Origin of the sequence: Streptomyces sp. N50, assembly GCF_033335955.1 — a bacterium.
In the GTDB taxonomy this organism is placed as follows: Bacteria; Actinomycetota; Actinomycetes; order Streptomycetales; family Streptomycetaceae; genus Streptomyces.
Genome location: NZ_CP137550.1, coordinates 689,232 through 706,637, shown reverse-complemented (window position 1 = coordinate 706,637; position 17,406 = coordinate 689,232). Strand labels below are relative to the sequence as shown.

The window sequence follows — 17,406 nt, the reverse complement described above, 5'->3', positions numbered from 1 at the left end:
AGCACCGTATGGGCACTTCCTCCTCACGCATGCTCTTCGGAGCCGCGTACTACACCGAGTACCAGCCGTACGAGCGGCTCACGCAGGACCTCGATCTGATGGCCGAGGCCGGGTTCAGCGTCATCCGGGTCGGCGAGTCGGTCTGGTCGACCTGGGAACCCCGCGAGGGCCGGTTCGAACTCGACTGGCTGCAACCGGTACTTGATGCCGCCCAGGAGCGCGGCATCAAGGCGATCATCGGCACCCCGACCTACGCCGTCCCGCCGTGGCTGCGCCGCAAGTACCCGGAAACGGCGGCTCGTTCGGGCACCGGGCAGCCCATCCCGTACGGCATGCGGCAGGACGCGGACTACTCGCACCCCGCCTTCCGTCATCTCGCCGAGCGGCTGGTCCGCAAGATCGTGGGACGCTACGCCGACCACCCGGCGGTCATCGGCTGGCAGGTCGACAACGAACCCGGGCTACGGCTCTTCCACAACGACTCGGTGTTCCAGGGCTTCCTCGACCACCTCCGCGATCGCTACGGCGACGTCGAGACCCTCAACCGCCGCTGGGGGCTGACCTATTGGTCACACCGCCTGCGGGACTGGGCGGACCTGTGGACCCCCGACGGCAACTCCACCCCGTCGTACGACCTCGCCTGGCGCCGCTATCAATCGCACCTGACGCAGGAATACATCACGTGGCACGCCGAGTTGGTCCGCGGCCTCGTGCCGGAGCACCAGTTCGTCACCACCTGCGTCGCCCTCGGCCAACAGGGCCTGGACATCTCGACGATCGGCCGGCCCCTCGACGTCGCCGGGGCCAACATCTACTACGCCACCCAGGACGGGCTGGCCCTCCCGGGTCCCGACGAGCCGGCGGGCGGCCTGTATCCGTTCTTCGTGGCCTGGTCAGGACCCGCCTGGCTCTACCTCCAGAACGACATGGCCCGCGGTATCCGCCAGGAACCCTTTCTGGTCACGGAGACCAACGCCACCTCGATCGGCGGCTCCGCCGACAACTTCCCGCTCTACCGCGGCCAGGCCCGCCAGGCCGTGTGGAGCATGGTCGCGCGCGGCGCCAGGATGATCGAGTACTGGCACTGGCACTCCCTCCACTACGGCGCCGAGACCTACTGGGGCGGCATCCTCGGCCACAGCCTGGAACCCGGCCGGACGTACGACGAACTCTCCGCGATAGCCGGGGAGTTCAGGCAGGCCGGCGGCGCGATCGAGGGCCTGCGTCCCCGCAGTGACGTGGCGATGCTGCTGTCCGCCGACAGCCGCTGGGCCATGGAGTTCATGGGGCCGCTCAGGGGCAACACCCCTGCCTGGTTCGGCGATCCGCAGTCCTACGACCGGATCGTCGCCGCCTTCTACCGGGGGCTGTTCGACGCCGGATTGTCCGTCGACATCGTTTCCCCGGAGCAACTTCCCTCAGACCCGGAGGAGTTGGTGGACCGATGGCCGGTGCTGGTCGTCCCGGCGCTGTACATCGCGGACGACGCGACACTCGACCTGCTGCGCCGGTACGCCGAATCCGGCGGCCATCTCGTGCTCACCCCGCGTACCGGCTACGCCGACGAGGAGGCCGTCGCCCGGCACACGGTCATGCCGGGAGCGCTGCGCGCTGCCGTGGGCGCGCGCTATCAGGAGTTCACCAATGTGCTGACCCCGGTCGCGATCACCCAGGAGGCCATCAACGGCCCCGCTCTGCACGGCCATGCCACCGCCTGGGCCGATGGACTGATCGCGGAGGGCGCCACCGTCCTGGCCGGGTACGACCATCCGCACCTGGGTCAGTTCGCCGCCGTCACCACGCACGAGTACGGCGACGGCCGCGTGACCTACGTCGGCACCGTCCCGGACCGCGAACTCTCGCGCAGCCTCGCCGACTGGGTCACCGCGGTCTCGCTCCCCTCCGACGCCTGGCGCGAGGGCCGGCCCGCGTCCGTCACTTGTACGTCGGCCACCACCGTCGACGGCGCCGTTCTGCGCTTCGTCCACAACTGGGCCTGGGATCCGGTCAGTTACCGCCTGCCGGGAGACGTCCACGATCTGTTCAGCGGTGAGCCCCTCGCCGCCGGAACCGCGCTCGAACTCGGGCCCTGGGACGTCCGGTTGCTCATCGAGCGCGATGGCGACCCCACGTCACCGTCACCGTCACCGTCACCGTCACTTTCACCTTCACCTTCACCGAGGAGGACGCCGTGACCCGGCAGCCCACCACCGACGCCCCCTCCACCCCCTCCGCCGCCGACGAAGCCGAGCTCGTCAGGCGCCTCGGCGTGCTCACCCTGGAGCAGAAGGTGAGGCTGCTGACCGGCGCCGACTTCTGGTCCCTCCACCCCGAACCCGCCGTCGGCCTACGCCGGTTGGTCGTCTCGGACGGACCCGCCGGAGTCCGCGGCGAGCTGTGGGACGAGCGCAGCCCCTCGGCCAACGTGCCGTCGCCCACCGCACTGGCCGCCACGTGGGACGAGTCGCTGGTCGAAGGACTCGGCGGGCTCCTCGCCCACGAAGCGCGTGCCAAGGGCGTCGACGTCCTCCTCGCCCCCACCGTGAACCTGCACCGAACCCCTTACGGCGGACGGCACTTCGAGTGCTTCAGCGAGGACCCGCTGCTCACCGCCCGCATCGGTGTCGCCTACGTCCGAGGTGTCCAGGGTGGCGGTGTCGCGGCCACGGTCAAGCACTTCGTCGGCAACGACTCGGAGACCCAGCGCATGACGCTCGACGCGCGGATCGGCGAACGCGCCCTGCGTGAGCTGTACTTGGCGCCGTTCGAGCGGATCGTCGGCGAGGGCCGGGTCTGGGCCGTGATGGCCGCCTACAACGGTGTCAACGGACACCCGATGACCGAGAGCCCGCTGCTGCGCCAAGTACTGCACGACGACTGGGACTTCGACGGCCTGGTGATGTCGGACTGGTTCGCCGCCCGCACCACCGAGCCGTCCGCCCGCGCCGCCCTCGACCTGGTGATGCCCGGCCCGATCGGCCCGTGGGGCGACGCGCTGGTCGCCGCCGTACGCAAGGGCAAGGTCGACGAGTCGCTCGTCGACGGCAAGGTGCTACGACTGCTGCGCCTCGCCGCCCGGGTCGGCGCGCTGAGCGACATACCCGCCACCGCCCGCCCGCCCCACCAGGACGCCGCGTCCGTGGCGGCCCGCCTGCGCGAGACCGCCGCCGCCGGATTCGTACTGGCCCGCAACGAGAACGCCCAACTTCCCCTGGACCGTGCCACGTTGAACCGGGTCGCCGTCCTCGGCCCCAACGCCGCCGTGGCCCGGACCCTCGGCGGAGGCAGCGCCACCGTCTTCCCGCCCTACACCGTCTCGCCCCTCGACGGCATCCGCGCCGCCCTGGGCGACGACGTCGAGGTCGCCCACGGCGTCGGCGTCACCCCGCAAACTCGCGTGCCCGCAGCGGCACTTGCCCACCTCCGCCACCCCGACGGCTCCGGCGAGGGCGTGGAGGTGAGCTTCCTCTCCGAGGACGGAACCCTGGTCGGCACCGAACGCCGCTCCGGGAGCGCCTACACCTGGATGGGCTCCTACGGTGCTGACGTCCCCACCGGTCAGGTCGCCCGGGTGGAGGTGCGCACCGTGATCCGTGCGACCGACGCGGGCCGGTACGCCGTCGGCGGCTCGGGCATCGGGCGCTTCCGGCTGTCCGTCGCGGGGGCCGAGGTGTTCGACGTCGGTCTTCAACTCCCGCCGGGCGCCGACCTGGTGGAGGGCCTGATGACCCCGCCGCAGCGCCTCCACTCCGTCGATCTGGCGGAGGGAGAGGAGATCGCGATCGTGCTCACGCACGACATCGTCTCGTCGGACGAGGCTCTCGGTGACGCGGTCACCATGTTCCAGCTCAACCTCCAGCCGCCGCACGGGAGTGACGACGAGGAGATCGAGCGGGCCGTGGCACTCGCCCGCGAGGCGGACGTCGCCGTGGTCGTGGTCGGCACCACCGAGGAGGTCGAGAGCGAGGGCTTCGACCGCGCCAGTCTGGCCCTGCCCGGCCGACAGGACGAACTCGTCCGCCGGGTCGCCGAGGCCAACCCCCGAACCGTCGTGGTGGTCAACTCCGGTGCCCCGGTGCTGCTTCCGTGGTCCGAGGAGGTGGCGGCGGTGCTCCTCGCCTGGTTCCCCGGGCAGGAGTTCGGCAACGCGCTCGCCGACGTCCTGCTGGGCGTCGCGGAACCGGGCGGTCGACTGCCCACCGTCTGGCCCGCGTCCGAGCGGGGACTGCCCGCCACCGAGCCGATCGACGGCGTACTCGCCTACGACGAGGGCCTGTTCATCGGCTACCGGGGCGACGGCCGCACCGGATACCAGCCGCCCCGCTACGCCTTCGGCCACGGACTCGGCTACACCACTTGGGAGTTCGTCTCGCTCGACGCCCCCGGCGAGGTGGCATCCGGCGCCGATCCGACCGTAGAAGTACGGATACGCAACACCGGCACCCGGCACGGCAAGGAGGTCGTGCAGGTCTACGCCGGCCGCCCGGGCGGTGCTGTCGAGCGCCCGCTCCGCTGGCTCGCCGGGTTCGCCGCGGTCGAGGCGGGGCCCGGAGAGGAGGTCGTCGCGACGGTCACCGTGGACGTCCGGGCGTTCGAGCACTGGGACGCCGAGGCGGGCGGCTGGGCGGTCGAGCAGGGGACGTTCACCCTGCAGGCGGGCCCGTCGTCGACGAACCTGCCGCTGGCCGCCGACATCGCCGTAGGCCAGTGACGACCGGCACGCAGCCGGAGGTCGTGCCCTGGCGGGAGACCGAGATCGGCCTGACCGGGACGCGTGACTACGCGAACCCTTACACCGACGTCGACGTATGGGCCGAGTTCACCCACGAGTCCGGGACGGTCCTGCGCCGTCCCGCCTTCTGGGACGGCGGCCGGAGGTGGAGGATCCGGTTCGCCTCGCCGCACCCGGACGGCCGCTGGACCTGGCGCAGCGGCAGTTCCGTCGCCGACGAAGGGCTGTCCGGGCAGGGCGGAACACTCGTCGTACGCCCGACAGGGGACGACACCAACTCCTTTCACCAGCACGGCTTTTGGCGGATGTCGCCCGGCGGACGCAGTCTGGTGCACGCCGACGGGACGCCCGCGCTGCTGGTCGGCGACACCGCCTGGGCCCTGCCCTGGCGGGCCACCGAGGAGCAGGTCACGGAGTATGCCGCCGACCGGCGGGCGAAGGGCTTCAACGCGGTCCTGCTGATGAGCGTCCAGCCCGACATGGACGCGCGCGGGCCGCGCGACCGCACCGTGGACGAAGGGTTCGACGTCGGCTTCGAGGACCTGCCCACCGGGCACATCACCGTCCTGAACCCGGCGTACTTCCAGTACCTGGACCGGCTGTTGGGGATCCTCCGCGAGCACGGGATCGTCCCCGTACTCCAGCCGCTCTTCCACGGGTTCGGCTGGAAGGGCCTGCGGGTGGCGGGTCCGGTGGTCCCGCCGCAGGAGTACGCGCGCTACTGCCGCTACCTGGTGGCGCGCTACGGCGCCGGTCCCGTCGTCTACCTGGTCGGTGCCGACGGTGAGGGTCACGAACCACAGATCGCGGCGGGCGGCGCGGAGGTCGGCCGCTGGGACGACTACAACCAGCCCTGCGGCATCCACTACCGGCCGCACGCCGACAACTCGGCGCACCAGAGCGAGAGTTGGCTGCACTTCCAGTGGTGCCAGACCGGCCACATGGGCGGGCACGTCCAGGAACGGGTTGCCGACATGTGGCGCAACACCCCCGCCAGAGCGGTCGCGAACGCCGAGCCGACGTACGAGAACACCGGCCGTCCCGGCCGCGCGGCGGGCTGGTGGCAGGGACACGAGGCCTGGAGCAACCTCTGCGCCGGCGGCACGATGGGCGTGGTCTACGGCGCGGCGAGCCTGTGGCAGTGGCGGTTGCACGCCACCGAACCCGGCCACGAGGAGTTCTTCCTGGCCGAGGACGCCGGCTGGCGCGAGGCACTGGACTTCGAGGGCTCGCGCCACGTCGGGCTGATCTCCCGGATCCTCAACGGCCTTCCCCTGGCGGACATGCGGCCCGACTGGCGCTCCGCCCTGGCGCCCCGGGGCCTGTCCGTCCCCGGCGTGCTGTACCTCTGCTACGCGGAGGAGGGCGGCCCGCTGTTCATCACCGACCCGGAGAACGTCCCGCTCCCGTACCGGGTGATCGACCCCCGCACCGGCGAGACCGTCCGCGAGGGCGTACGCGCCACCGCCGTAGAACCCATCCCCGACGAAGGCGGTGCGCCGAGGGTGTACATCTGCCATGACCCGAGCCGGAGTTGATCCCCGTGCATGTCACACCACCCACCTTCGAGCACCACCGCGAACCCCTGGGCATCGGCGAATCCACTCCCCGCCTCAGCTGGCGCACGGTCACCGACACCCCGGACTGGCACCAGGCCGCCCGCCAGGTGGAGATCACCGCCGCCGACGGCACGGTCCTGGCCGACACCGGACGCGTGGAATCCGCCGAGTCCGTACTCGTGTCCTGGACGGGGCCGCGCCTCGGCTCCCGGGAACGCGTCGGTGTACGTGTACGCGTCTGGGGTGAGGGGAGGACGCGCCATCGCCCTGGTCGGAGCACGCGTACGCCGAGACCGGCCTCCTGGACGCGGCCGACTGGACGGCCCGCCCCATCACCCCGGATCTCGACGCCTCCACCGACGAACCGCTCCCGGCAGCATTGCTCCGCCGCGACTTCACTCTCGCCGGCCCTGTCGCCTCCGCCCGGCTGTACATCACCGCGTACGGCGTCTACGCGGCCGAGATCAACGGCGAGCGTGTGGGGGACGAGGTCATGGCCCCGGGCTGGACCTCCTACCAACACCGTCTGCGCTACCAGACGTTCGACGTGACGCCGTTGCTGCGAACCGGCGAGAACGTCATCGGTGCCTTGCTCGGCGAGGGTTGGTACACCGGACGCCTAGGCTTCCACGGCGGCCGCCGCGACATCTACGGCGAACACCGCGCGCTCCTCGCCCAGTTGGAGATCGCGTACGCCGACGGCACGACCCGGACGGTCCGCACCGACGAACACTGGCGTACGGCCGCTGGCCCGGTGCTGCGTTCGGAGATCTACGACGGTGAGGCGTACGACGCGCGGCGGGAGCGGCCGGGCTGGTCCGCGCCGGGACACGAGGTGTCCGGCTGGACCGAAGTCCGCGAATTGCCTCCTGCCGGTGCGGAGTTGGTGGCACCGACGGGTCCGCCCGTGCGACGCACCCAGACCGTCGCCCCGGTCGAGGTCATCACGACACCGTCGGGGAAAACCGTCCTGGACTTCGGACAGAACCTGGTCGGCCGACTGCGCATCCGAGTGTCGGGCCCCGCGGGCCACGAGATCACCCTGCGCCACGCGGAAGTCCTGGAGCACGGCGAACTGAGCACCCGCCCCTTGCGGTTCGCCGCGGCCACGGACACGTACGTCCTGCGCGGAGAGGGCGAACGGGTCGAGACCTACGAACCGCACTTCACCTTCCACGGCTTCAGGTACGCCGAGCTCGGGAACTGGCCCGGCCCCCTCGACCTCGCCGACGTCGAAGCGGTCGTACTTCACACGGACATGGCCCGCACAGGCTGGTTCGAGTGCTCGGACCCCCTGGTGAACCGGCTGCACGAGAACGTCGTGCAGGGCATGCGCGGCAACTTCCTCGACGTCCCCACGGACTGCCCGCAGCGCGACGAACGCATGGGCTGGACCGGCGACATCCAGGTCTTCGCGCCCACCGCGTCCTTCCTCCACGACTGCTCCGGCATGCTGACCGGCTGGCTCCGCGACCTGGCGGCGGAGCAGTTGGCGCGACCGGACGGAGTGCCGCCCCTCGTCGTCCCCGACGTCCTGCCGGCCGCGTTCCAGGACGCGGGCGCCCAGGCGGTGTGGGCCGATGTCGCGGTCCTCCTGCCGTGGACCCTGTACCAGCGGTTCGGTGACCTTGAGGTGCTCCGCACCCAGTACCCGAGCATGCGCGCCTGGGTCGACGCCACGATCCGGCTCACCGCGGAGGGCGACGGACTGTGGCGCCAGGACTTCCAACTCGGGGACTGGCTCGACCCGCAGGCCCCGCCGGACCGACCGGGAGATGCGCGGACCGACGGCGACCTCGTGGCCAACGCGTACGTCATCCACTCCGCCGAGGTTCTCGTTGAGGTCGCCGAACTCCTGGACGCCGCCGGACAGTTGGACGGCAAGGGGGATGCCGTCCGTTTCCGTGCGCACGCCCAGGCCGTACGCGAACGCTTCGCCGACCGGTTCGTCACGCCGGACGGGCGACTGTCCTCGGACACCCAGACCGCGTACGCCCTGGCCCTCGCCTTCGGACTCCTGCCGACGGAACGTCAACGGCGGGGCGCTGCCGAGCGGTTGGCGCAGATCGTGCGCCGAGCGTCCTTCCGTATCTCCACCGGTTTCACGGGCACGCCGCTGATCTGCGACGCCCTGTGCGCGGCCGGCGAGCCCCAACTCGCCTACCGCATGCTCCTGGAGAGGGACTGCCCGTCCTGGCTCTACCCGGTGACCATGGGCGCGACCACCGTGTGGGAGCGCTGGGACTCGATGCTGCCCGACGGCACGGTCAACCCCGGCGAGATGACTTCCTTCAATCACTACGCCCTCGGCGCCGTCGCCGACTGGTTGCACCGTACGGTCGCGGGTCTCGCCGCAGCCGGACCCGGCTGGCGGCGGCTGCGTATCGCCCCGGTCCCGGGCGGCGACCTGACCTGGGCGAAGGCGGCCCACGAGACCCCGTACGGCAGGGCCGAGGCGGGCTGGCGCATCGAGGGAGACGTCATCGTCGTGGAGGCGCTGGTCCCGGCGAACACGCACGCCGAGGTGCAACTTCCGGACGGCAGAGCCCCGTTCGAGGTCGGCTCGGGACGCCACACGTTCCGGCGTCCGTACGCCGCCCCCGACTGGCCGCCGGCCGCGGTCGGGTTGCCGTGAACCCCGGGCGGCCTCGGTGTGTCAGCCGGTGGTGCGGGCCAACTCGGCGACGGCCTCGACGGCCTGGTCGAGTTCGGCCTCGGTGTTGTAGTAGTGCGGGGACAGCCGGACCAAGGGGTGGACACCTCGGTTCTCGGTGTCGAACTGGGAGTGTTCGGCCACGGTCGTGGAGACGTTGATCCCCTGCTTCGCGAGCGCCGCCGCGACATCGGCCGTCGGGACGGCGTCGACCTTCGCGGTGACGATGGCGCACCGGTCGCGGCCGAGGTCGTAGGTGGTGACTCCGGGCAGCGCGTCGAGGCGGTCGCGCAGATGCGCGCCCAGGGCGACGGCGCGTCGGCCGATCTCGGCCATGCCGATTTCCAGGGCCTGTTGGACGGCCTCGCTCAGGCCGAGGACGTTGGAGTAGCTCACCTCCCACGTCTCGAAGCGCCGTGCGCCGTCGTGCCAGGTGAAGCCGCGCTCGCCGTCCCAGGTCGCCGCCTCGATCTCGGTGACGTACGGGTCCAGGTACTCCAGCGCCTCGGGACGCACCCACAGGAAGCCCGTGCCGCGCGGGCCCCGCAGGAACTTGCGGCCGGTCGCGGTGAGCATGTCGCAGCCGATCTCGGCGACGTCGACCGGGAACTGCCCCACGGACTGGGTGGCGTCCAGCAGGAAGGGGACGCCGGCCGCGCGGGTGATCCGGCCGATCTCCGCCGCAGGGTTGACCAGGCCGCCGCTGGTGGGGATGTGGGTGACGCCGACGAGCTTGGTGCGCTCGTCGATCAGGTCGGCCAGGGCCGCGGTGTCGAGCTGTCCGTACTCGTCGTCCGGTACGACGACGACCTCGGCTCCGTGGCGCCGGGCGGTCTGCAGATAGGCGAGCACGCTGCTGCCGTACTCGTCCCGGCCGGTGAGGACGCGGTCGCCGGGCTTGAACGTCAGGGAGTAGAAGGCCGCGTTCCACGCGTGGGTGGAGTTGTCGAACAGCGCGATCTCGTCCGCCTGCCCGCCCACCAGCCGGGCGATGTTCGCGTGGGTGGCGTGGATACGGTCGCGCTCCTGGCCGGCGGCTTCGTAACCGCCGATCGCCGCCTCCAGCTCCAGGTGGGAGGTCATGGCCCTGAGCGTCCGACGGGAGAGCAGACCGGCTCCCGCGTTGTTGAGGTGCACCCGGTTCGCGGTGCCCGGGGTGTCCTGGCGGAGCGCGTCGATGTCCATGTCCTCTGCTTCCCGTCTGTCCGAAGAACCCGTTCCTTCACGTTCTCAACTCGCGCCCATTCAGTAAAGTGAATGTTTCTGGATGTGAAAGGCCAGGAAAACTGATGAATGGCGCGGGCTGGAAGCGTCCGGAGGCTTCTGGAGCGGTCACTCCGTGCGCGCGGGCAGCCTGCCGATCGCGTGCCCGAGCGCGGCCAGGAACGTCCGGACCAGCGGATGCTCCCCGGCACCGGCGCGCACGGTCGCGAGCACGGTGCGGACGTGGGCGGCGGAGGTGTCGAGTGCCAGCCGGGGCGTGCGGTCGAACCACAGCATGTCGGGCAGGAAGGCCACCGCATGACCCTGCTCGACCAGCCGTGCGTGGGCCAGCATGTCCGCGGAGACAAAGGCGACGTCCGGCTCGAAGCCCGCCGCGTGACACACGGAGGTCGCCCATGCGCGGGCGGGCGTGCCGGCGGGCTCCATCACCCAGGGGTGCTTGGCCAGTTCGGCCACGGCCGCCACGGGCGTAGGGGTGGCGAGTCGCATGGCGTCTTCGTAGAGGTGGTGGTGCTCGACCTCCGAGGCGCGGGCCGGGCGCGGGTGACCGGGGAACGTCTCGTCGATCACGAGGTCGAAGTCCCGGGTGAGCAGGCCGGGGAGTGAGGTGTCGGGCTCGGCCTGCGTGGCCTCCACCCGCACCCGGGGATGGTGCTCGCGCAGCCAGGTCAGCGCGGCGGGCAGCAGCGCGAGCATCGCGGTCTGGAAGGCCGCGACCCTGAGCGTCCCGGACACCTCCCGCAGCGAGGCCGCGATCTCCGTCTCGGCGCGCTCCAGTTCCCGTAGGGCCTTCTCCGTACGGGCGACGAGGATCTCGGCCTGCGGTGTCAGCCGGACCCCGCGCCCCTCTCGCTCCAGCAGCGGTGCGCCGACCTCCGACTCCAGGAGGGTCAGCTGCTGGGAGACGGCCGAGGGGCTGTACGACATGGCCGTCGCGACGGCGGCCAGCGTGCCGCGGTACTTCAGCTCCCGCAGCACCTCCAGGCGGCGCAGGTTGTACATGCCCGTCACTCCGTCCCCATGCCACATGCCACTGCGGTTCACTTCACTGAACGATGACGGATCCCGGCCCCGCCCCGCGAGCCGGGCATTCACCCGCAAGCGCGCTTGAAGTTTCAAACGGAGTCGGTCAGACTCTCGTTTGAGAGTTCAAACTATCCGATCCGTCTCGGGGCGGCTTGGGCTCTGCCCGGAATCTCTCTCCCTGGAGTTGTCATGTCACTTGCCTCTGATGCCGTCGCCGTCCGCCGTGGCCCGCTCGTCGTCGCCGGAGGTGTCCTCGCCGCGATCGTGGTTGCCGCCGCGGCCGACACCGTGATCGCCCAACTCGCCCTGGCCGCCGGTGCGCCCGACGACTTCCAGCCCCTGAAGGCACCGTCGTACATCTTCCTGACGACGGTCGGAATAGTCGCCGGCGCCCTCGGCTGGGCCATCCTGCGCAAGGTCTCGAAGGACCCCCAGGCACTGGTGCGCCGGCTGGTACCGACCCTCGTCGTGGTGTCCTTCGTCCCCGACTTCCTGCTCTACGGCGACGGTGGCGCCACCGGTGTCGGGGCGCTGCTCCTGATGCACGTGACGGTCGCGGCGGCCGCGGTGGTCACCTACCGCAAGGCGATGCCCCTGGCGTAGGGGCACCGGCGGCGGGTGACCACCCGTCGATCGGCTGGGCCTTGACCGTCGTGCGCCACAACTCCCCGGCCTCCGCCGCCGCGTCCGGTGCCACGAGCAGCAACGGCTCTCCGTACGAAGGGAGTTGAGGCATCGCCACCGCACCCGCCTCGGTCGCGATGAGCAGGGCGGGCAGGCCGTCCACCGGGTGGAACTCGCCGATCGCGGCAGCCGTCGCGCGGCCCGCCGCCACCTGGACCAACGACAGCGCGGTCGAACCCATCACGCGTGCCGTGCAGTGCCGTTCGGCCAGTTTCGCGAGCAGCGCGTCCAGGCCCGGCCAGTGCGCGTGGGCCGCCCACTCCGTCAGGAAGACATGGCCCGTGAGCGTGGTGTGGTCCGCCGCGTGGATCGACGTCCCGTTCAGGTGCGCGCCCTTGCCCCGCACCGCCGTGAAGACCTCGCCCCGCCACGGGTCCGCCACCAGGCCCAGCAGCGGGGAGCCGTCCGGCTCCGCGAGGCCCAGGGAGAAGGAGCACCAGCCAAGCCCGTGGGCGTAGTTGGTCGTTCCGTCCACGGGGTCGATCACCCAGTGCGGTGCGTCGTCCGACGTCCCGTCCTCCGCGCCGTACTCCTCGCCGTCGATGCCCCAGTCGGGGAACTCCCGCCGCAGCACCGCCCGTACGTGCCGCTCCACCGCCTCGTCCGTGTCGGTGACGATGTCGGCCGGGCTCGCCTTCTCCCGGACCGGACCAGCGCCTCCCTGGTTCCCGCTGCGGATCGCCTCCGTCGCCCACTCGGCCAACTCCACGGCCACCCGCAGAGCACCGTCCAGGTCATGTCCGTTCGGCACAGCTCTTCACCACCCCGTTCAGGTCGTTGCTAATGATCGCGTCCACACCCCAGGCGAGCAGTTCGCCGCGCCGGTCCGCGTCGTCCACCGTCCAGCAGCTCACCAGCAGGTCCCGCGCATGCCAGTACGCCACCGACTCCTCGCTCAGGAACCGGTGCTCGGGATTGAAATACTGCGGGCGAACGGCTCCCAACACACCCTCGGACGGCGGAAGTTCGCCGTACCAACTGAGGAACAGCGTGGTCCGCTCGTCGAGCGCCCGCACCGCCGCCATCGCCTCCGCCGCGCCACAGAACATGGCGACCGCTCCGAGACGCCCGAGTTCAGCGTGTGCCGCCGTCGCGACGACCGGGTCGCCGGTGTCCAGCAGCAGCGGCACCCCGTCGGCGGCTTCCAGCGCCTCACGCAAGGTCGGGACGGCTGGAGCGATGTCCCGCAACTCGGCCAGCGTCAGGGCCGCGACCGACTCCGGACGCCCCCACAGACGCCGCAGGTCGTCGTCATGATGCAGTACGACGACGCCGTCCGCCGTGCGGCGCAGATCCACCTCGATCGCGGCAGCACCCGCGCCCGCCGCCAGCCGCACGGCCTCCAGGGTGTTCTCCACCGCGGCCCGGGGGTCACCCCGGTGCGCCACGGCCAGCGGACGTCCCGTCCTCATGCCGCCTCCGCTTCCGCTGCTACGGCTGGGTCGGTCGCGTACGACAGGGCCTGGCCGACCCGCACCCGTACGACGTCGCCTCGCGTGGGTGCCGTAGCACCGGAGACGTACGACCGCAGACGTGGGCCGCCCTCCAACTCGACGACCACCTCGGTGAAGTGGCCGCGGGGGAGCACCTTCTCGACCCGGGCGGCGGCTCCTTCGGAGGTGCCGTCGAGGCGGACCTCCTCCGGGCGGACGCCGACCGTCAGGCCCGATCCCGCCGGGCCGGTCAACTCCGCGCAGGGCAGGGTGACGTGGCCGAGCCGTACCGTGCCCGGCGCGGCGAAGGCGTCGTCGAGACGGTTCAGGCTGCCGACGAACTCGGCGGTGAACAGCGTGGCCGGGGTACGGTACAGCTCGTCCGGGGACGCGTACTGCTCGATGCGGCCGGCGTTCATGACGGCGATGCGGTCGGCGACGCTGAGCGCCTCGTCCTGGTCGTGGGTGACGAACAGGGTGGTGATGCCGAGGCGTTGCTGGATGTCCCGGATCTCCTCGCGGACCCGTTCGCGCAGCTTGGCGTCCAGGTTGGACAACGGCTCGTCCAGCAGGAGGAGTTGGGGGCGCAGGGCCAACGCCCGTGCCAGCGCGGTGCGTTGTTGTTCGCCGCCCGAGATGTGCGCCGGGCGGCTGTCGGCGTGGTGGGTGAGGCCGACCAGTTCCAGCGCCTCGGCGACCCGGCGGTCGGCCTCGGCGCGCGGGACCTTGTGCATCTTCAGGCCGAAGCCGATGTTCTGCCGGACCGTCATGTGCGGCCACAGGGCGTAGTTCTGGAACACCATCGCGGTGGGGCGGCGCTCGGGCGGTACGGCGGCGTAGTCCGTGCCGCCGATCTCGACCCGGCCGGAGTCCGGGGTCAGGAACCCGGCCGCCATCCGCAGGGTCGTGGTCTTGCCGCAGCCCGAAGGGCCCAACAGACAGACCATCTCGCCGGGTTCGACGTGCAGGTCAAGGCCGGAGACGACCGTCCTGCCGCCGAGGGTCTTGGTGAGGCCGGACAGTACGAGTCCGGCGGTGGCCGTGTGAACGGTGGTGCTGGTCACCGCAGTTGGAACCCTTCCGCGAGATGGCCGCCCATGATGTGCCGCCGTACGCCGAGCATCAGCAGGACGGACGGCACGGACAGCAGGAGGGAGAAGACCGCGGCGACGCCCTCGGGGTAGTTGGTGACCATGCTGTACATCGCGGTGGGCATGGTGGTGTACGTGGGCGCGCCGACCAGCAGGGTGCCCTGGGCCTCGTCGAACGCGGCCAGGAACGACATGATCAGCGCCACCAGGATGCCGGGGCGGGCGAGCGGCAGGGTGACCCGCCGGAAGACGGTCAGCGGACCGGCGCCCGCGTCCCGGGCGGCCTCCTCCAGACTGCGCGGCACCGCGGCGAACGCCGCCGCGGGCAGCCAGGTCATGAAGACGACCGTGCCCAGCAGCTGCACGACGACCACGCCCCAGAACGTCGTCATCAGGTTCAGCGTGTAGAAGAGGGACGCCATCGCCGCGTACAGCCCGATCTTCGGGAACGCGTTGACGGAGAACAGCGCCACCAGGAAGAAGCGGCGCCCGGGGAAGTCGCGGCGGGCGAACGCGTACGCGGCCGGCAGGCAGATCACCGCCGAGAGCAGCGTCACCACCGGCGCGAACACGAAGCTCCAGCGCACCGCCGCGACCAGGTCCGGATTGTCGGCGACCGTCGACCACCAGCGCAGGGTCCAGCCCTGCGGGAGCAGATCGGGGTAGCGCCAGGTGTCCGCGAAGGCGTGGGGGAGCAGCCACAGCAGCGGGCCGAGGATGAACAGGGCGAGCAGCGCGGCCAGTACGGCACCGCCCGCGCGACGGACGACGGTCATGTGCTGCCCCTTCACCGCGTCACCGACGCGGCACGCCGGGCCTCGCGGACGTTGGACCGGACGTACGCCACGCCCACCACCGAGGCGAGCGCGAAGACGACGACGGCCATCACCAGGGACTGCTGCGGTTGGTTGAACGACTGGAAGGCGTTGGCGAGTTGGACCCCGAGCATGGTCGGCGCGGTCGGCCCGACCAGATAGGGCACGGTGAAACTGCCGAGCACCGCGATGGTGGTGAATGTGGCCGTGATGACCGCGGGCACACTCGTCATCGGCAGCAGGACACGCAGCACGACCTGCGCGGGCCGGGCCCCGGCGTCACGGGCGGCCTCGATCAGCGCGTCCGGTACGGCGGCCAGTCCCGAGGTCAACACCAGTACGGCGAAAGGGAGGTTGGTCCACACCTGGCCGACGATCACGCCCCAGGTCGTGTAGCTCAGCCGGGGTGCGGAGGACCAGCCCACCGCGTGCGCCATGGTGGTGAGGGCGCCGTCACCGGCGTAGAAGGTCAGGATCGCGTAGGAGCCGATGACTGCTGGCAGGAAGAGCGGGGTCACCGCAAGTGCGGTGACCAGGCGGGCGGTTCGGCCGCCGGACAGTCGGGCGTACAGCGCCACGGCGAGCCCGAGCGCGAAGACGGCCACCACGCTCACCAGCGTCACCTCGACGGTCACGGTCAGGCTGCGCAGGAAGGTGTCGCTGGTGAGGACCTCGCGGTAGGCGGCGAGGGTGCCCCACCAGTGGTCGGCCGGGTGCTGGTGCAGGCCGATGGAGGCGATGACGGAGTTCAGGCCGCCGAAGTGGCCGAGGGTGTACAGGACTCCGGAGACCACCGGGATGCCGACGAAGAGGGCGACCACCAGGAGGGGCGGCAGCACCATGAGGGCGCCGACGGCGCCGGTTCTGGCCCCGGCCGGGGAACGGCGGCGGCGCGTACCCGCACCGTCCGCCGCCCCCGCCGTAGTACCCGTAGTACTCGTCCCGCTCACTGACCGGGCACCTTCTGCTGCCACAGGTTGTTCATGTCGCTGCTGGTCTGGCCGGAGTAACCGGCGCGCAGGTTGCCCACGTCGACGCCGTTGAACCGGGCGGCCGTCGCCGCGGGCAGCTTGGTCGCCGGGATGACCGGGTAGGCGCCCAACTGCTTGACGATCGCGTCCTGTTGCTGTGCCTGGAGGAAGAAGTCGGCCAGCTTCAGGGCGGCTTGCTGCTTCTTGCTCGCCTTGAGGACGCCGAGGTAGGAGGCGCCGCCGGTGAACGTCGGGTCCGATATCTGGGTGAACTCGATGCCGGAGTTGAGGGTGTGGTTCTGGATGCCCGACAGGTACTGGTCCGACCAGACCGGGGCCAGCTCGATCTGGCCCTTGGCGAGCAGGTCGAGCACGGCCTGATTGCCGTTGGGGTAGACGCCCTTGCCGTAGACGTCCTTGTTCAGGGCCTTCAACTCCTTGAACCCCGGGTCCCACTTGGATTCGAGGGAGGCGTCGTAGCCGTTCTGGAAGGTCTTCAGCGTCTTCGCGTCGAGGTGCCGGTCGAGCGTCGTCTCGACGAACGAGCCGCCGGAGCCACCGGTGGCCGGGCTGTTGTACGCGAACTCGCCCGGGTTGGCCTTGATCCAGGAGATCAGGCTGTCGTACGTCTTCGGCGGAGTCTTCACCTTCGTCGCGTCGTACGCCAGCACGACCGATGAACCGCGGTACGGCACGGCCGAGTCGGCCACCGGGCCGAGCAGGGCGGAGTCGACGTCCTTGAGGCCCGGCACGTTCTTCGCCGACACCTTGGTGAGCAGACCGGCGGTGGCCGCGTTGAGGGTGACGGACGACTCCATGAGGTCGTAACCGGGGTCGCGGCCGGTCTTCGCGGCGGCCTGGAGCTTGGCGAGCGTGGTCGCGTCGGCGGTGCCGTGCGCGGAGAAGACGACCTTGACCTGGTAACCGGGATTGGCCTTCTCGAAGGCCGGGACAACGATGTCCTCCCACAGTTTCTGGATGTTCGTGTCACCACTGACGTAGGCGGTGAGGTGGTGGGCGGCGGCTCCGCCGGCCGACGCGGAAGAGGACGACGACGAGGAGCAGGCGGAGACGGCCATGGTGAGGGTCGCGGCGCACAGCAGCGCGGCGACGCTCCGGGCGGACCGGGGGAGTCGCTCGGACTGAGGTGAGGCGGCGAGGGAACGGCCAAGGGTCCGGCTGGGCATGGTGGTTGCTCCGGGCATTCTGGTTCGGGGG

13 protein-coding genes are annotated in these 17,406 nt (G+C 71.0%); 5 read left to right on the top strand and 8 right to left on the bottom strand.

Annotated features, from left to right (window positions below; translation table 11 throughout):
* The first annotated feature begins 8 nt into the window (after positions 1–8).
* The 4 genes from R2B38_RS47720 (at position 9) to R2B38_RS47705 (ending at position 8,926) form a co-directional block, all read left to right on the top strand.
* A complete protein-coding gene (locus R2B38_RS47720) occupies positions 9–2,195 on the top strand; it encodes a beta-galactosidase (RefSeq protein ID WP_318022460.1) in 2,187 nt (728 codons plus the stop codon).
* On the top strand, positions 2,192–4,711 hold the full coding sequence (locus R2B38_RS47715; RefSeq protein WP_318022459.1) for a beta-glucosidase family protein: 2,520 nt from the start codon (positions 2,192–2,194) through the stop codon (positions 4,709–4,711). The genes R2B38_RS47720 and R2B38_RS47715 overlap by 4 nt, the downstream gene beginning before the upstream one ends.
* Positions 4,708–6,270: a DUF4038 domain-containing protein gene (locus tag R2B38_RS47710; RefSeq protein ID WP_318022458.1), complete on the top strand. Its 1,563-nt coding sequence runs from the start codon at positions 4,708–4,710 to the stop codon at positions 6,268–6,270. The genes R2B38_RS47715 and R2B38_RS47710 overlap by 4 nt, the downstream gene beginning before the upstream one ends.
* Before the next feature lie 400 nt (positions 6,271–6,670).
* On the top strand, positions 6,671–8,926 hold the full coding sequence (locus tag R2B38_RS47705; RefSeq protein ID WP_318022457.1) for a glycoside hydrolase family 78 protein: 2,256 nt from the start codon (positions 6,671–6,673) through the stop codon (positions 8,924–8,926).
* 21 nt (positions 8,927–8,947) lie between these two features.
* Here the strand turns inward: R2B38_RS47705 and R2B38_RS47700 are convergent, their stop codons facing one another.
* Both R2B38_RS47700 and R2B38_RS47695 read right to left on the bottom strand, forming a co-directional pair.
* Positions 8,948–10,129 carry an aminotransferase class V-fold PLP-dependent enzyme gene (locus R2B38_RS47700; protein WP_318022456.1) on the bottom strand — a complete coding sequence of 394 codons (1,182 nt, stop codon included), beginning with the start codon at positions 10,127–10,129 and terminating at the stop codon, positions 8,948–8,950.
* A gap of 147 nt (positions 10,130–10,276) precedes the next feature.
* A complete protein-coding gene (locus R2B38_RS47695; RefSeq protein ID WP_318022455.1) occupies positions 10,277–11,170 on the bottom strand; it encodes a LysR family transcriptional regulator in 894 nt (297 codons plus the stop codon).
* A 213-nt stretch (positions 11,171–11,383) separates the two neighbouring features.
* Between R2B38_RS47695 and R2B38_RS47690 the strand changes: the two genes are divergently transcribed.
* Entirely contained in the window at positions 11,384–11,797 is a 414-nt protein-coding gene (locus R2B38_RS47690; RefSeq protein WP_318022454.1) for a DUF6069 family protein, read from the top strand.
* Here the strand turns inward: R2B38_RS47690 and R2B38_RS47685 are convergent.
* Genes R2B38_RS47685 through R2B38_RS47660 form a run of 6 tightly spaced genes read right to left on the bottom strand, consistent with a single transcriptional unit; the run spans position 11,766 to position 17,375 of the window.
* Entirely contained in the window at positions 11,766–12,629 is an 864-nt protein-coding gene (locus R2B38_RS47685; protein ID WP_318022453.1) for an inositol monophosphatase family protein, read from the bottom strand. The genes R2B38_RS47690 and R2B38_RS47685 overlap by 32 nt on opposite strands.
* Positions 12,613–13,290 (bottom strand): glycerophosphodiester phosphodiesterase, encoded by a 678-nt coding sequence (locus R2B38_RS47680; protein WP_318022452.1) that lies wholly within the window; start codon positions 13,288–13,290, stop codon positions 12,613–12,615. Before R2B38_RS47680 ends, R2B38_RS47685 begins: the two co-directional genes overlap by 17 nt.
* Entirely contained in the window at positions 13,287–14,375 is a 1,089-nt protein-coding gene (locus R2B38_RS47675) for an ABC transporter ATP-binding protein (protein ID WP_318022451.1), read from the bottom strand. Before R2B38_RS47675 ends, R2B38_RS47680 begins: the two co-directional genes overlap by 4 nt.
* Positions 14,372–15,178 carry an ABC transporter permease gene (locus R2B38_RS47670; protein ID WP_318022450.1) on the bottom strand — a complete coding sequence of 269 codons (807 nt, stop codon included), beginning with the start codon at positions 15,176–15,178 and terminating at the stop codon, positions 14,372–14,374. Before R2B38_RS47670 ends, R2B38_RS47675 begins: the two co-directional genes overlap by 4 nt.
* 11 nt (positions 15,179–15,189) lie before the next feature.
* Positions 15,190–16,167, bottom strand: a complete 978-nt coding sequence (locus R2B38_RS47665) for an ABC transporter permease (protein ID WP_318022449.1) — start codon at positions 16,165–16,167, stop codon at positions 15,190–15,192.
* On the bottom strand, positions 16,164–17,375 hold the full coding sequence (locus R2B38_RS47660) for an extracellular solute-binding protein (RefSeq protein WP_318022448.1): 1,212 nt from the start codon (positions 17,373–17,375) through the stop codon (positions 16,164–16,166). Before R2B38_RS47660 ends, R2B38_RS47665 begins: the two co-directional genes overlap by 4 nt.
* Positions 17,376–17,406: the final 31 nt, after the last annotated feature.

Coding starts and splice junctions, on each gene's coding strand:
- R2B38_RS47695 (WP_318022455.1), bottom strand. CDS start 11,170: ATGTACAACCTGCGCCGCCTGGAGGTGCTGCGGGAGCTGAAGTACCGC.
- R2B38_RS47700 (WP_318022456.1), bottom strand. CDS start 10,129: ATGGACATCGACGCGCTCCGCCAGGACACCCCGGGCACCGCGAACCGG.
- R2B38_RS47680 (WP_318022452.1), bottom strand. CDS start 13,290: ATGAGGACGGGACGTCCGCTGGCCGTGGCGCACCGGGGTGACCCCCGG.
- R2B38_RS47670 (WP_318022450.1), bottom strand. CDS start 15,178: ATGACCGTCGTCCGTCGCGCGGGCGGTGCCGTACTGGCCGCGCTGCTC.
- R2B38_RS47720 (WP_318022460.1), top strand. CDS start 9: ATGGGCACTTCCTCCTCACGCATGCTCTTCGGAGCCGCGTACTACACC.
- R2B38_RS47660 (WP_318022448.1), bottom strand. CDS start 17,375: ATGCCCAGCCGGACCCTTGGCCGTTCCCTCGCCGCCTCACCTCAGTCC.
- R2B38_RS47690 (WP_318022454.1), top strand. CDS start 11,384: ATGTCACTTGCCTCTGATGCCGTCGCCGTCCGCCGTGGCCCGCTCGTC.